Origin of the sequence: Flavobacterium sp. KMS (genome assembly GCF_000813005.1) — a bacterium.
Taxonomy (GTDB): Bacteria; Bacteroidota; Bacteroidia; order Flavobacteriales; family Flavobacteriaceae; genus Flavobacterium.
The window spans coordinates 98,718-114,502 of sequence record NZ_JSYP01000019.1 but is presented as its reverse complement, the minus strand read 5'-3'; the positions used below and the strand labels follow the sequence as shown (position 1 = coordinate 114,502).

Annotated in this window: 14 protein-coding genes; 6 read left to right on the top strand and 8 right to left on the bottom strand. The window is 35.6% G+C overall.

The features are described from left to right. Window positions 1-3 precede the first annotated feature (3 nt). Window positions 4-393: a hypothetical protein gene (locus OA93_RS18065; protein ID WP_039115040.1), complete on the top strand. Its 390-nt coding sequence runs from the start codon at window positions 4-6 to the stop codon at window positions 391-393. 382 nt (window positions 394-775) lie between these two features. After that, a complete protein-coding gene (locus OA93_RS18060; protein ID WP_123912087.1) occupies window positions 776-1,318 on the top strand; it encodes a hypothetical protein in 543 nt (180 codons plus the stop codon). 180 nt (window positions 1,319-1,498) lie between these two features. On the opposite strand, the gene OA93_RS18055 is transcribed toward OA93_RS18060, so the two are convergent. From OA93_RS18055 to OA93_RS18040, 4 genes are read right to left on the bottom strand one after another with little or no spacing between them, the layout of a single operon-like run. Next, complete coding sequence (locus tag OA93_RS18055; protein WP_039115038.1) at window positions 1,499-2,800, bottom strand: PcfJ domain-containing protein; 1,302 nt, start codon at window positions 2,798-2,800, stop codon at window positions 1,499-1,501. Continuing rightward, the gene (locus OA93_RS18050; protein ID WP_039115037.1) at window positions 2,797-3,177 is read right to left on the bottom strand and encodes a Cas9 inhibitor AcrIIA9 family protein; all 381 of its coding nucleotides are present in this window, start codon (window positions 3,175-3,177) and stop codon (window positions 2,797-2,799) included. Before OA93_RS18050 ends, OA93_RS18055 begins: the two co-directional genes overlap by 4 nt. Window positions 3,178-3,208: 31 nt before the next feature. Next, window positions 3,209-3,568 carry a hypothetical protein gene (locus OA93_RS24515; protein WP_039115036.1) on the bottom strand — a complete coding sequence of 120 codons (360 nt, stop codon included), beginning with the start codon at window positions 3,566-3,568 and terminating at the stop codon, window positions 3,209-3,211. 39 nt (window positions 3,569-3,607) lie between these two features. Beyond that, entirely contained in the window at window positions 3,608-3,997 is a 390-nt protein-coding gene (locus tag OA93_RS18040; protein WP_039115034.1) for a single-stranded DNA-binding protein, read from the bottom strand. Between the two features lie 477 nt (window positions 3,998-4,474). Here OA93_RS18040 and OA93_RS18035 point away from each other — a divergent pair, with 477 nt between their 5' ends. The 3 genes from OA93_RS18035 to xseB all read left to right on the top strand — a co-directional run bounded on the left by OA93_RS18035 (window position 4,475) and on the right by xseB (window position 6,465). Next, window positions 4,475-4,732 carry a hypothetical protein gene (locus OA93_RS18035; RefSeq protein WP_039115176.1) on the top strand — a complete coding sequence of 86 codons (258 nt, stop codon included), beginning with the start codon at window positions 4,475-4,477 and terminating at the stop codon, window positions 4,730-4,732. Window positions 4,733-4,844: 112 nt separating this feature from the next. Next, complete coding sequence (gene xseA / locus OA93_RS18030; RefSeq protein WP_039115033.1) at window positions 4,845-6,281, top strand: exodeoxyribonuclease VII large subunit; 1,437 nt, start codon at window positions 4,845-4,847, stop codon at window positions 6,279-6,281. After that, window positions 6,259-6,465: an exodeoxyribonuclease VII small subunit gene (gene xseB, locus OA93_RS18025; RefSeq protein WP_039115031.1), complete on the top strand. Its 207-nt coding sequence runs from the start codon at window positions 6,259-6,261 to the stop codon at window positions 6,463-6,465. Before xseA ends, xseB begins: the two co-directional genes overlap by 23 nt. 2,100 nt (window positions 6,466-8,565) lie before the next feature. On the opposite strand, the gene OA93_RS18015 is transcribed toward xseB, so the two are convergent. The 3 genes from OA93_RS18015 to dinB all read right to left on the bottom strand — a co-directional run bounded on the left by OA93_RS18015 (window position 8,566) and on the right by dinB (window position 13,616). Then, complete coding sequence (locus OA93_RS18015) at window positions 8,566-8,892, bottom strand: hypothetical protein (RefSeq protein ID WP_039115026.1); 327 nt, start codon at window positions 8,890-8,892, stop codon at window positions 8,566-8,568. A 438-nt stretch (window positions 8,893-9,330) separates the two neighbouring features. Continuing rightward, on the bottom strand, window positions 9,331-12,384 hold the full coding sequence (gene dnaE / locus OA93_RS18010) for a DNA polymerase III subunit alpha (RefSeq protein ID WP_039115024.1): 3,054 nt from the start codon (window positions 12,382-12,384) through the stop codon (window positions 9,331-9,333). Between the two features lie 50 nt (window positions 12,385-12,434). Further along, entirely contained in the window at window positions 12,435-13,616 is a 1,182-nt protein-coding gene (gene dinB, locus OA93_RS18005) for a DNA polymerase IV (RefSeq protein WP_086894561.1), read from the bottom strand. A gap of 88 nt (window positions 13,617-13,704) precedes the next feature. On the opposite strand from dinB, the gene OA93_RS18000 reads away from it, so the two are divergent. After that, entirely contained in the window at window positions 13,705-14,469 is a 765-nt protein-coding gene (locus OA93_RS18000) for a helix-turn-helix domain-containing protein (RefSeq protein WP_039115023.1), read from the top strand. Window positions 14,470-14,483: 14 nt separating this feature from the next. On the opposite strand, the gene OA93_RS17995 is transcribed toward OA93_RS18000, so the two are convergent. Next, a complete protein-coding gene (locus OA93_RS17995; protein ID WP_039115022.1) occupies window positions 14,484-15,503 on the bottom strand; it encodes a PDDEXK nuclease domain-containing protein in 1,020 nt (339 codons plus the stop codon). Between the last annotated feature and the right edge of the window lie 282 nt (window positions 15,504-15,785).

The window sequence follows — 15,785 nt, the reverse complement described above, 5'->3', positions numbered from 1 at the left end:
ATTATGAAAGTTATTTATTATTATACTTTTTTATTTTATAAAAAAAATCTAAAAGATGATACTCCTTATTCGACTACTATCTGGGCATTAGGATTAGCAGAAGGCTTTTTTGTAAGTGTTATTTTAAACTTACTAGTGATTCACTTTTTTTGCATTAATATGGGGAAATGGTTTATGATTGCAATTGGAGTTATTTGTTTATTAATTAACTATTTATATTTTACAAAAGATGGAAGGTCGAAAAAAATTATAAAGCAACAACCAGTTTTTTTAGGTAGCCCAAAAATTTCGATTTTATTAACCACTCTTTTTTATATAATTTTAATATCATCTTTATTTTGGGGACCAGTTTATGCAAAATATCTTTTGTCTGTGAATTGTAGATATCTATAATTTATTAAAGCAACCTTGTCGCATTTAAGTGTAACTTGTTATTTAGGTGCAGATGGAATAGGTAGGCACTATAGTCTTAGAGGTGGAAATGGAAAAAGTGATAGTTTCTATGTAGCTTTTAAGCTTGGAGGATATACATCTTTATAGATTGCTGGGATTATTTTATCTATATTTCAGCCTGAAGTTGCACCTGTGGTACAGAAAGTTGCACAAGAAATATTAACTCATTCACTTGCATACTAATTAGAAAAAATCATAAGTGGCATCTATTTTAATAAATTCAACTATAAAGACTATCTGCATTGCACTATTGTTTTTGCTTTATTTGAGCTGTAAAAAAGACGGAATTAGTGATGAGATTAACTTTGTTCCTCAAAAAAGTATGAAAATAAAAAGTTTGATGCCTTTTAAGGAAGATTATCATTGTATTGGTAGTTATACCATAAAGAAAGACACTGTAGTTTCACAATTTGAGATTCAATCAAAGTACTCATTAGTAGTAATAAAATTAAAAAATGTTAGTACTAACTGTAAGTTTAACAGTTGTTTATATTCAAACTATCCAACACCTGGTTATTTTACAATAGTTGATGAAAGTTTATATGAGGTTAAACTCAGTCCAAGTTTATTTAATGAGAATTATAAAATTAGTAAAATTGATTTCATTTCTGATAGTGAGATAAAGTACGAAATGAATAATGATTCTATTAAGAGTTTTAGTTTAGATTTTAATAAATATGCAATAAAAATTAATGATGAAGATTCAAAAGTAATATATGGTGAAATAGAATATTACGGTTTAAATAAGCTAAATGCAAATGTATTGTTTTATAATGTAGAAGATTTGACCTATATTTTTATTATGACTCCTATGAAAGAAAATATTCCTTTAAATAAAAATGTATTGTATGATTATGTTTTTTGAATAAAAAAATAGGCTATGGTGAATTTAGTTTTTCAAATGTTTCTACTGAGTATATGGTTTGTATGTGTTTTTACTTTTAGTATTATAAACTAAAGTAATTTCATTAAGATTTTATAGTAAGATTAGTGGACCATTAAGCGGAAAAACCGAAATTTATTCGGTTTTTCCGCTTTTAGGACTTTATGACTTTTGCTTCTTCATTCGTGAACGAATTTGATACAAGTTTTTCTTCATTAGTTCTAAAATGATTTTATGATGCTTAGATTTACTATTTTTCAGACCACGACATTGGACTATTTCCATTTTGGAAAGCGATACCTCTATAGTTTCAATAGGTTTATTATCTATTTGAGCAGAAAACAGCAGGGAATCTGTTCTTTTAAAATACTCATTGGTGAAAATACAATGTTGCAGAATGTCTCCCTCTTCCATAAAGTTCTGTACGTTTTCTAGAACTTTGATGGTTAGATTTTCATGCGAAAAAGAAATCCCAAAAAAATGTTTCTTTTCTTCGGCATAAACTTCCTGTGCTTGCTGTATTTCATCACGCATTTTCAAGAGGTATTTTTTCCGCTGGAATTCTCTTTTTTTAGTAACAAGTTTATTATGTGCCTCATGGAGATTTTCGGGGCAGACAAAAAAGGGACAACTTAGGTTTTTTTTAAACCATTGAAGCAAGGCAATATAATCTTCCCAAATAGTATAATCAGTAATGTTATACTTATTTTTTAAGCAAATTTTTACAGCTTGCCAATTAGGGATAATCTTCTGATGAGGTGACTGGAGGTAATAGGTGAGTAGGGAAGTCTGTCCTGCTTTTAAAATCGTTTCTGCAATAGCATCTTTTAACAGTGCAGTAAAAAGTATTTGCGGAGCAATATTGTAAACGCCAGTTTTAAATCCGTTTCTTTTCAAGATAGGGAGCACTTTCATATGTGGATGCACCTTGTACGGATTAATTCGGTATTTTGGTGAGTTCTGAAAATCTTTTGGGCGGATTTCAAGGGAGGAATAATACTGCCATGCATCATAAGCATGCGAAAAAACATTTGTGCTAAGGGACATAGTACGAACTTCGCCTTTTGAGTTTATCCAATGCTGCATCACTTCTTTATGAAAATAAGTTGGAACAGTATTCTTTTTCATGAGCTTGTGGGAGCAGCTAATACGAACGACTTGATACCCCTTACAAACATCCAAAACGGAGCAGTATTCAATTTCTTTGAAATGAACCTGATTGCATCCGCACATTTTGAGTTTTCCTGTACAGGTGGTACATTTTATAAATTTCTCACAGGATTTACTTTGAGATTTGGGTTTCCAGGAATGCGCACATTCAAGGCAGTGGAATTTTCCACGTGAGAGCACTCCCCATTTTAGGAAAATGCTTTTTTCTGCCCAAGTTTGCATCTGTGCTGTAATCGGTTTCAGGGTACTACTTAATTGGGTAATCTCTTTTTCTATGTTAGTTTTAGGTGTCATAGGTCAAAAAGTGTTAAGGTGGTCTGTAGGGTTTTCGGAGTATTTATCACTTCCTTTTTCTGCTCCATGCTTTGAGGAACATCAGACGCAGGAGTAAATAAATCAGCCTTTACAGGCTGATTTACCACTACTTTGCAGTTGATTGGGGCAGGAGGCAGAATACTGTCATCGATGTAGTATTTTATAGCCATGTCGAAGATTTCCTGATTGTCAAAGGCGCATAATCCTGTTTTTTTGACTTCGCCAAAAATGTAGCTGATACAGTTTTCAAGGTTCTTTGAAACTTTGGCAAGATGTGGTGCAAAAGATGCGTCTCTCTGTGCCGTTTCACTTAGATAATTTTCTATAGCGGTTTTAAATTGTTCAGAAGCTTTCATAACTCAAAAGATTTAAGATTAAAAATGAGTGTCACTCAAAACTGTTTCTGTAGATGTCATAGCAGTATTCTTCGAAACAGAGCCAACACATAAAGGTGTAGTGGGGAAGGCGATGCCTGTTTTTTACAGACTCTCCAAGAGAATCTTCGATTTCGTCTTTGATGTTTTCCAAATCATCGAGATGCCCGATATAAAATTCTTTACAGTCTGAATGGTATATAAATTCGGAAATCATTCCACTCATGCATCCGCCGTTTTGTAAATCCTCGAGAAAGGATTTAAGTTGTTCTTTTTTAGTCCCGTTATAAGAATCCAAATCGGACAGGATGATTTTATTAAATGCTTCACACACTTCGTAGGCTGCGTATATTGATTTTTTTAAGGCTTTCATAACTCATTTCTTTAGGCTTGTACATTGTTTATCGGGATATTAAAAAGGCAGGTCGTCAGGTTCTTTTTCAGAATCCTTTTTAACTAGTGTGTTTGTTTGTGGGGTTCCTTGCGGGTCTTTGGCAAATGCAAGTATTTTAATGTGGCTGGTGTGAAAGGTTAGACTGCCGTGCGCCTTAGCATCACTGCCGATGTAGACATTCAGACCAATTCGTCCAAAGAGTTCCACTAGTGCCCCTTTTTTGAGCCACTGCGCTGATTTTGGTGACAGCCAATAGGAACAGTCGATATAGGTCACCACTTTTTTAACTTCGGTGCTATTTTTGGGTTTATAGCTGTCGTTGACTGCTATGGAGAAGTTTACAACCTCACTGTTTTCTTTTACTTTAAAAACGGAGGCATCTTTTACAATTCGTCCTGTAATTTCCATGATACTTGATTTTTAGTGCATACTTTTTTTAAGTTCTCTTTCACCGTTTTTCGCCAAATGAATTTTTTCAAAAGAAAAAACGGGAAAAAAGAAAGCACAAATCAAGTGTCCGGATACCGAGCCGGAGTGCTATAAGTCCCAAAGGGCGGCGTTAAGCCGTTATGCGCATGCAGGGGAGGGCGGACACTATTTTGGCTGCCCTTTTAGTCCGTTTTTGAATGAAAATGGAATCTAGTTTTTAATTGTTCATATTTTTATGATTGAACCCAATCATGCTGTTTTGATTTTTAGTATTTTTAGGGATATAAAATAATGAAGGCAAGAAGCCTGTTTAGCGCCATTACTTGCCTGGAATCCTGAGGTAAAGGGAAATGAAGGACATAACGAAGAGAGAAAACAAAAGAGCTGCCATGTCTTTTTCTTTTGACTTTTAAGTATATTATGCTACGAGATAACACAACACCAAATACCCATACCATGGATAAAACGATACAGCTTAGAGTGAAGAAGGAAATTGACAATAGAAATGAGCTTAAGGTATTACAACTAAAAGGAAGCTTGATTACTAAGGGATATACTGAGATTATCCATATTGCCGATGAGGATGAAGATTTCTATCTCAATTCGTTTTCAACGGCCGCTGATCATAGGAAAGAGGCGGAGGATTTTGTACGGGACTATATTTCCAGTCATGATCTTACCGGTACCATTTCACTTGTGGACAAAGGGAGATAATTCGCTTACGAATGTTTTTTTTAAGGAAATCGCCCCATTTTTTCTAAACAACTATTACATCTTCTATTGCATTTAGAAGGATCTAAAAGGAACACTTCGTTCCCGGCTTTTTATGGAATCAGAAAAACATATCAAACTCTCCGAGCTCAACAGTAAAATTAGCGATGCCCTGACGGATCGTTTCAAAGGACAGACGTTTTGGGTTGTTGCCGATATTACTAATCATTCCTATAAGGCGGATAAGAAAATCCATTACTTTGAACTGGTAGAAAAAGGGATGACGTCAAATAGTATTGTTGCTAAAATTGTTGGGAAAGCCTGGGGAGCAGGATCGATGCATCTTTCTGATTTTGAAAAAAACACAGGACAGCGTTTTACCAATAATATCAATGTACTTGTTTTAGTAAGTGTGGATTACCATCCTTTGTTTGGTTTGTCACTCAATGTGCTTGATATCGATACCAATTTTACTCTTGGAATTCTGGAACAGCAACGAAATGCCACACTTAAAAGGCTTGTGGAAGAGAATACTTTTATCGTTAAAGAAGGAGAACGCTACATCACCCGAAATAATCAAATAAAGCTTCCGGCAGTAATCCAAAAAGTAGCCATACTATCAGGGAGCAATTCCGCGGGTCTTGAGGATTTCAGGCATACCCTTGAAAATAATGATTTTGGCTATGTTTTCCAGATCGATGATTATCCTACCATTGTGCAGGGAGACAATAATGCCAAGCTGTTTTTAGATAAACTCATTGAAGTGTACAGTAGTGGCAAATTGTATGACGCAGTTGTTATTGCAAGAGGAGGTGGTGCTCAGTCCGATTTTCTGCTATTTGACAATTATAACATTGGGCGCGCCGTAGCCAAATTCCCCATTGCAGTTATCACAGGAATCGGACATCAGAAAAATGTTAGTATTGTGGATCTCATGGCGCATACCCAGACTAAAACCCCAACGAAAGCCGCTGAGTTTATTATTGCGCATAACCGGAGTTTTGAGCAGCATATCCTTTCGCTACAAAAGAATATTGTCATTAAATCACAGCAGCTTTTTCTACTGCATTATCAGAGTCTTTCCAATCTTAAGAGTACCATTTCCAATAGTGCAAGGGAGCTCATTTCAGGACACAAAGATGCTTTAATGGCTATTAATCAAAATACAATTAATAGTTCCAAATCAATCCTATACCAAGAACATCGTCAGCTGCTGAACCTATCGCATCAGCTTTCAGGTAAACCGAGGATTATTCTCTATAACAGGATCAATGACATTGACAATACTATTAATAATTTGAAAACATTCACGAATCAGTATCTTCGCAATCAAAAAGGATATTTGGCACATTACAGTTCGAGTATCAGAATGATGTCTCCTGAGAATATCCTCAAAAAGGGCTATGCTATTGTCAAAGTCAATGATAAGATTACCAGTCGAGCCGATACTATAGCAATTGGTGACACAATTGATGTAATATTAGCTGATTCGATTTTTAAAACCACCGTCAAAGAAAAAACAAAATATAATGAAAGAGACACTGACTTATGAAACTGCATACGCTGAACTGGCAGCCATTGCAAAGGAAATAGAAAATGAAACGATTTCGGTTGATGTACTGGCCACAAAAGTCAAGAGGGCTTCGGAGCTTATTACTTTTTGCCAGACCAAACTCAAATCAACGGAAAGTGAAGTAAACAAGATTATCAGCCAAATGGAAAATCCAGCCAACTAAGGCAATTCTGTAGGGATCATAATTCCATTGTTTTGTACTTTTTATATAACATCCGATATAAACAGGAATAGCCCCGGGTTTGTAAATAGGCTCTTTTATTCTGACTGTATCTGGTTATTATTGGGAGCGTTACGCTTAACATGGTAATAAAAATCCTTAAGATGCCACCAGGCGGGACACATCTCCAGAGGACCATTAAAATTATGTATTCCTATATAACAACTACTTAAGAAAAGCTGTGTATCAAAAATTTTAGCCCATGGTTTCCATTGTACTTCCTGGGGCGGAGGTGTACTTTCAAAATAGCGTTTTATTTCTTCATGATTCATAAGGCAAAAATAAGCAAAATACCAATGTATGTCAAGGCTGGATCTACTTTGTAACCATATAAATTCAATAATTTTCTGTTCTATTTTTTGAAAATAAAAAATTTACAATACTACTAGAAAAAATGGAATTATTAGATACTACAGGTGATCTAAAAGAAGTCTTGGTTCTACAACTGAAGGGCTGACTCATTAAAAATCATCCCGATAAGATAAGTTAATCGACTAACTGATCTTATTATTACACTATTTAGTCTTTAAATAAGTTTTCGTTGTACTAGTATTATGGTAGTAGTTGAATTACTACTAGATTACTTCATATCTATCAAAAGACAAGTAAGTATTTCGATATGTTATTGTTCTTGAATAGGTTAGGGTAAAAATAAAATAAGTTATCCTATAAAATAGCATATTTTTTTTTAAGATATTTATTACTTAGTTCCTCTATTGTAATCATTTATTGTGTACCTTAGTGATATATATTAATTATACTATTTCATGAGGCTTCTAGTAGGGTTATTTGATGGGTTTGGGGGAATAAAACACATCAAATTTTCATGAACTATTATTTTTTTTTAAAGATGCCTTACCACGACGGCATCTTTTTTTTTTGCTAAAAATACTAGATTACCCCATAGCTATCAAAAGATAAGCTACCGATTTTGTAAATGCCTGTATATAAAATCATTATAAAAACTATAGAATAAGGAGTTCAAAAAAAAGCACCTTTTTTTTGCGATATTTATTGCTTAATTTTTCTATTGTAATCATTTTTAGTGTACCTTAGTGTTATACACTTGTTACATCAATTGTATTATTTCATGAGGTTTCTAGTAGGTCTATTTGATGGGTTTGGGGTATAAATGCATCAAATTCTCATGAAATATTATTTTCTTTAAAAAGATGCCTTAATTTGGAGGCATCTTTTTTTTACCAAATAGACAACATTGGCATCTACGGCAAGGGCAATCTAACTTTCGAAAAAGAATGCTATTAAAATTAGTAAAACGAGAATTTACAAAAACACATAGTAATTGTTTTGATTAAGAAATTCACTTTTAGTATCATTTACATCAAAAAAACAGCTTCTCTTACGCCAAGGAGTATTGCAGGAATTATTTAGGGAAAAAAACTTTCCTTGGATATTTGCTGCATAAGCAGTTATCAATTGCATGAGATCGTGGTTGCTTTTATAGCATACTACATGCACTTTTAGCTCGTCTACCAGGATCAAGGTAACATCAAAAGGGATATAAGCTGATATAGTAAAAATGTCATTTTTTTGTATCAGATCCAACTGTGTTGCTATACAGCGCCATTTTTATCGGTAATAGCGGAGTTTTCCAGGAGGCAACAAAAAATCAATCGCAGATTCAATTTGTTTGTTGTGCTGTAAAACATGGAATAAATTAGCCTGGTTATTACTTTAGAATACTGTTGCATTTTCTGTACTAAAAATGAAGCTGAGGAGTTTGTATTAGATTTTAATTCAGTAAACAATCTTGTGGCACAATTATATCATTAAGTACTTTAAATATATCACTTTAGAGTAATTTAATTACTTGTCAAAACGAAAAAAAGTAAATCAAATTATTTGATATTGTTAGCGAAGTGCGCCTAATGACAAGCTTAGTTTAGTTCTTTCACTGGTCACCCTTGGAGATTTATAGCATTTCCTTTGCCAGTTATGACATTATTTTAATTGCTTTTTTCTCTTTTCTTTTGAAAAGTTTTTATTGACAGCTATAGAATTCATCAAAGATTAGCCAGGTAGCTAGCTATTTGAAAAGGCATTCAATTTTATTTTGTTCTTAAGTCTTAAAAAGTCTTTAGCAAAGTACATGTCGAGAAAGTGTCTGCATTCATCCCAATTAACAAATTTTGTTTGTATTTTTTTATCTTGATTTTCTCCATAAATTAAAAATAGATTTAAGTCTTTATGAATTTCAAGAACATACTTCTTGTCAATATGTCCTACCCAGAAAGCACCTTGTTCTTTGCTTACTTTGCTTATTTCTTCAATTGCAAGATTAGTCTCTCTACTTGTTGCGTTATTAACGGATTTGCCCCAATTTTTCTCTATCCAAAATTTTGTAGACATAATTATAAAGTTTACCTAAAATTATATAAAATATATGGATATCCGTACGTTTAGAGACAATTAAAATTGCGTATACCTAATATAACAGTTATATATTAATAATTTTGGGGGCGTGGTTTGCATTGTATTTTCTAAGGCAGAGGTATGCTTTGAAAAATGCCGTTTAATTTCTTCGTATTTCACCAAGATAAAAGTAAGTAAAATACAACTATTTGTTAAGATTGTTTTCACATTGAAAAAAATAGGCTTTTTAATTGTTTTGGGTATATTTTTTAACTAAACCGGTCTCTTAGGCTACATTGTTTTTCTATAAGACCAGGATTAGGAACGTCAATTTCTCCCCAGTACTAGAAATAAAAATTTCTGTATCGCTGAAGTGATTCATAAAATTCATTTTAATGAGGTAAAAAAAAACAGTTTTAAAAATTTTGAGGATTATCAATTCATTTTCTGTCTTGGAATATTAATTTCATGTTCTGAAGGATAAGGAGCGCGATGTGTCATGCTTACATCTTCTCGTATCTGTTCGTGTACTTTGAATTGTCTGTCATTGGTATTGGAATATCGCGGGTCAGGGATGAATGGCATCTTGGCCATTTTGGTTATGGTAACTGTTGGAAAATGATAATCTACTTCCACGATACCCAAGAGCAGGTAACAACCACCACCCAAAAAAGGATACTGAGCCAGACTATCGGGAAAGTGTACAGTATCGAAATAATCTCCTTTGTTATCTATCCAGGTTCCAAAATACATCGTGCCTCTTTTGGTAGGAACGTGTTTTCGGGAGATCAGATAAGCGAGCATTTTTACTGTTTTTTTATGATGAACAAGTAAATCCTTGACTAGTACAGAACCTCTGTATTGGGTTTGCAATAAATCAAAAGGAGTGCAAGATACGGGGAAACTCAGCAGTTCAATTTCATCAAAGGCATCTTCAAAAGCCGAGCGTTCCAGTACAGGTAATTTATATGTTTTGACAGGTTCCTGCAGTAGCATCAGATTTTTGTTTTCAGGTTTGAAATTCACCAGTATGAGTCGGGCAATTACCAATAATTGATTTTTGGATTGTCCTGTAAATCGGAAGGCGCCGATGAAAATCAAGATTTGGATGCCTTCAATACCAATGGGAATACGATTGATGAAGTTTTCCAATGATAAGAAGTCACCATGGGCTTCGCGCTCTTTAATAATTTGTTGGGCCAGTTTAGTTTCCAATCCCTCAAGATGCATGAAGCCTAAATAGACATCGGTGCCGTATAGTGTGGTTTCGTAATCGCTTTTGTTGACGCACGGATTGTGCAGGGTCGCGCCTGACATCTTCGCTTCATGCACATAGACTTCAGTTCTGTAAAATCCTCCCTGATTGTTAATCACTGCTACCATGAACTCCACAGGATAATGTACTTTGAGATACAAGCTCTGATAGCTCTCTACGGCGTACGAAGCAGAGTGCGCTTTGCAAAAGGAATAGCCTGCAAAGGATTCAATTTGGCGGTATATTTCGTGACTGAGTTGTACGGAATGTCCTTTTTGCAAACAAGAGGCGAAGAAATTATCCTTTACTTTTTGCAAGGCAGCAATAGAACGCCCTTTACCGCTCATAGCACGACGCAGGATATCTCCATCGGCAGCAGGCAATCCACCATAGTGTAAAGCAATTTTAATCACATCTTCCTGATAGACCATAATACCGTAGGTTTCCCCCAGCTGTTCTTTAAAAACGGGATGAAAATATTCGAATTTATCAGGATGGTTGTGGCGGAAAATGTATTCTTTCATCATACCAGACTGTGCCACTCCGGGACGGATAATGGAAGATGCCGCCACGAGTATCTTGTAATTATCACAATTGAGGCGGCGCAGTAGTCCACGCATAGCGGGACTTTCAATATAAAAGCAGCCAATGGTCTTACCGGTAGCTAAATAGGTATTGCATAGAGCCTCGTCTTTAGAAAGCGCCGTATCGCGAATATCTACTGTTATGCCACGGTTTTTTTGGATGAGCTTCACACTGTCATCGATATGACCAATACCACGCTGACTTAGAATATCAAATTTTTCAAAACCAATATCCTCGGCGATGTGCATATCAAAGAGTACAATAGGAAATCCTTTTGGGGGCATTTCCAAAGGCGTATAATTGGTAATGGGCTCTTCGGATATGATAATCCCACAGGAATGCATGCTGCGCTGGTTAGGGTATTTCTCGAGTAACATTCCATACTCCTGAACGTACTTCACGATCGTATTGGTTTCATGCAGTGCCATGGGATTTTTCGCCAGCATATCGAGTTCTTCTTTAGGGAGTCCGAATACTTTACCGACTTCCCGAAATATCGAGCGGTATTTAAATTCTACATTAGTCCCACAAAAGGCAACGTAATCGGCTCCATAGCGTTTGAAAATATATTCGAGTATCGTATTGCGCTCTTTCCACGACCAGTCAATATCAAAATCGGGAGGAGTTTTTCGATTGAGGTTCAAAAAACGTTCGAAATACAAGTCGAGTTCGATAGGGCAGATGTCAGTTATACCCAGACAATAACTTACGATACTATTGGCTCCGCTACCTCTGCCGATATGCAGAAAACCACAACTGTTACTGTACTGGATGATATCCCAGGTGATTAAAAAATACCCGCTGAATTGCAATTCATCGATGACTTTTAGCTCTTTTTCCACACGCGCCTTAGCCACGAGGTTATCAGCTCCATAACGCCACAGCAATCCTTCCAAAGCCAATTGGGTCAATAAGGCGATATCGGTTTCTCTTCCCTGGGTATAAAATTTTTTATTTTTAGGTGTCTTGAAATCAAACTCAAAATTACAGTCTTCAATTATTTTTTGGGTATTGGCTATAATCTGGGAGTAGTCGCCAAATTGGACTAGTAATTGCTCCTCAGCAATCATCACTTCTGAAGTCTTGCAAATATCATCTTCAGTTAGTTTGGATAGAAGCACATTAGTATCAATGGCTCTGAGAATCCGGTGTAAATTGAATTCTCTTTTGGTTCGAAAAGTAACGGGTTGCAGGATGACCATTTTATGCAGCAGTGCTTTCCACTGGGTATGGAAAAGTTTGGGGAGTTGCTCGGAGCGTATGGCTATATATTCATTTTCTTTTAAAACATCAGGTATATTCTCCAGTGGATATAGCACTACTATATCTTCCCAATTCGGAGCAGAAAAAGGCAGCGGAGTCCCATCAAAATTATGCTGGGTAAGAAAACGGTTCATTTGACCGAGCCCTGAACGATTCCTGGCTAATGTGATATAGCGAAGTTGCCCCTCACAACGTAATTCCATGCCCACAATTGGCTTGATGTTAACCTCCTTACAGGCTTTTATAAAATCATAAATTCCTGTTACGGTATTAATATCGGTGAGCGCCATTGCTTTTACATTGCATGCCACAGCCTGCTGTACCAGCTCATTGAGTGGTATGGTTCCGTAGCGCAGGGAATGAAAAGAATGACAATTGAGGTACATCGGATAGTGTATTAAAAAAGTAGTATTTAGAAAAAGTTAGCTTAAGAATTTTATATGTTCCGTTTTAAAATTTCATTTTTTGTATTGGGTTTAAAACTCGCTCCGGCGCAGCGCATGACGGCATCAAAGCCGTAGCGACTTTTCATTTTGTCCATAGCCTGATAGAGTGAGAGCATTTCCTCGGTATCCTCAAAGAGGTTAATCTGATAGGTACCGCGAACGAGTCCACTGAACCGAATTCCAATCAGGCGTAGGCGCATACGACGCTGGTAGAGTTTATCAAAAAGATCAGTTACGTTTTTGGTCAGGGTATGATCAGCCGAGGTATAGGCAATACGGCATTGTTTGGTTTCGGTATCAAAGTTGGCGTAGCGGATTTTGATCACTACAGTAGAGGTTAGCCACTGCTCGGAGCGCAATTGAAAGGCCAATTTTTCAACCATACCAACTAAGATGCGTTTGAGTTTTATGATGTCAATGGTATCCTGGGAGAAAGTATGTTCGGTTGATATGGATTTACGCTCTGTGTAGGGTTCCACCGGATTATTATCGATACCGTTGGCTTTCTTCCAGAGTTCCGTACCATTTTTGCCAATCATTTGCTGTAAGACTTCTGAAGGCATTTCAGAGAGCGTCTGAATGGTTCTGATCCCAATTCGGGAGAGCAGTTGAAAAGTTTTATCTCCCACCATTGGAATTTTCTGAATAGATAATGGATTCAAAAAAGGCTGTACCATATGTTCGGGAATCTCCAGATTCTGCTTTTGTTTTCCTTCTCCAGTACCAATTTTTGAAACTGTTTTGTTCACTGATAAGGCAAAAGTTAGCGGCAATCCTGTTTCTTTGGTAATGGTTTGGGCGAGTTCACTCGTCCACTTGTAGCTCCCATAAAATTTATCCATACCAGTGATATCGAGATAAAATTCATCAATACTTGCTTTTTCTACTATGGGAGCTTTCTCCTGAATTATTTCTGTAATGGTATGTGATAAAGTGGAATATAATTCCATATCGCCTTTCATTACTTTTGCCTGTGGGCAAAGTCGAAGTGCCATCTTAATAGGCATGGCAGATCGCACTCCAAAAGTGCGTGCTTCGTAGGAGCAAGAGGCAACCACGCCACGGTCTCCACCTCCAATAATTAGTGGCACTCCGTTTAACTCTGAATTTGTTAACCTTTCGCAGGATACAAAAAATGTATTCATATCGATATGTACAATTGACCTTCCCATAATCTTCTTCCTTTTATACGGAACAAAATTAGTACAGATTATATCAAAATTATCTATCTTTGTTGTTACAAATTGTAACAAAATCAACATGTCTTTATTTTCCGATAACATCAAAAGTCTTAGAGCAAAAAGGAAGATTTCTCAGGAAAAGGTGGCTGAGAGTCTTTTAATTACACGGGGAAGGTATGCCAAATACGAAGATGGCACCTCAGAAGCACCGTATGAAATTCTAAAGAAAATAGCGCATTATTATCAGATCAGTATCGATCTGTTACTCTCTGTAGATGTTCGAAAAATCCCAATAGATGATTTGCTAAAATTGGAAAACAACAGATTGTTGTTGCCCATTACCGTTGATGCGGCAGGAAATGATTTTGTAGAAATCGTGACCCAAAAAGCAAAAGCGGGTTATCTAAATGGATATGGAGATCCTGAATATATCGAGAGTCTGCAACAAATGGCGTTGCCTTTTTTAGGACCAGGTAAACACAGAGGTTTTCCTGTGGAAGGGGACTCTATGCCACCACATGAAGATGGGTCAATTATCATTGGTCGTTATGTAGAAAGGCTGGGAGAGGTGATGGATGGTAAAACCTATATCCTGATTACTAAAAATGAGGGTATGGTATATAAACGCCTGAATAAAAACAAAAAAAATGCACTGGTTTTAGAATCCGACAATCATTTCTATCCCAATTACGAAGTAAAGGCTTCTGACATTCTGGAAATCTGGGAATATGAGTGCAACATCGGACGTACAGATAAAAAGCAGGAGCTATCCGAAACCCAAAGTATGAAAGAGTTGCTTTTAGAACTCAAAAGAGATGTTCTGGAACTTAAGAATAAGGCATAATTTTTTGATACTTATTATAGCAGCTTTTTCCTTTCTATTCTTTCTTTTGCTTCACTTAAAAGCAGGTGTATTTTTTCTTCAAACTGTTTTTTAGGCGGCAAATCGGTCCAATATTCAGCCACCATAATGCCGTCTTTATGCATTTCAAGTAACTCTATTTGCTCTCTGCTACTTTCGGCACAAAGGATTAAACCTATTGGTGTTTTTTCACCTTCTTGTTTTTCGTACTTATCTAACCATTTAAGGTATAACTCCATTTGTCCTTTGTGCTTGGCTTGAAACCGCCCTAATTTTAATTCTATTGCTACTAATCGCTTTAATTTTCGATGATAAAAAAGCAAATCTAAATTAAAATCCTCACCATCTATAATCATTCTTTTTTGACGTTCTACAAATGTAAATCCTTTGCCAAGTTCGAGAATGAATTTTTCTAAATCGTATAAGATTGCTTGCTCTAAATCCTTTTCCAAATAGGCATTCCCTAAATTAAGAAAATCCAATAAATAAGGATCTTTGAAGGTGCTTGGTAAGTTGCTTTCTATTTGAACTGTCTGTGTATTTGCTATTGCAGTACGCTCAAAAGTTTTAGCAGCAATTTGTTTTCGCAAATCTCTAATACTCATTAACTGATCGATTACTTGATGCGCATAGAATAATTTGGCTTCTGTTTTCTTCAGAGGTAATAACTCTATAAAATGAGACCAGCTCAATTGTTGTGATAATGTTGCTACAATTTGCTTGTCTTTAAATTGCTCTGCGAAACGCAGCATTCGTCTTACGTTTTTTTCGGTAAAATTTCTACCATACTTATTTTCCAATTGTGCCGACACTGTCGGCACAATTTGTTTTCCATATTCAGCACGCTTATTCTGTAGTATGGTTTCATTTATACGAAATCCAATTTGCCAAAAAAGTAAAGTTAAAACACTATTGTTTTGCATAATTACTTGCCGCTGACTATGTTCAACAAGTTGAGATAACTCATGGAATAAATCTGCTTCAATAGCAATTATATTTTTTGTTTCTTCGGTCATATTAGTTTGTTTCGTGTATATTAGTTAAAAACTATTATACTGCTTTGACTTGAGTTTAGATTATGCAATATAAAATAGTAATTTTATGCCAGATTATCATACTATACAAACATAGTGAAAATAGCGAAATGGTAAAAGAGAAGGATGAACAAGGAAATTTTACTATGCAAGAATAGCCATAATAAAGCAATAGTATATGCATCGAGTTGAAATCTTTCCCATGCTAGTACTAACTTTTGATTTGTACTGTCCATAAATTGTTTTTGCATTATTATTTCTATT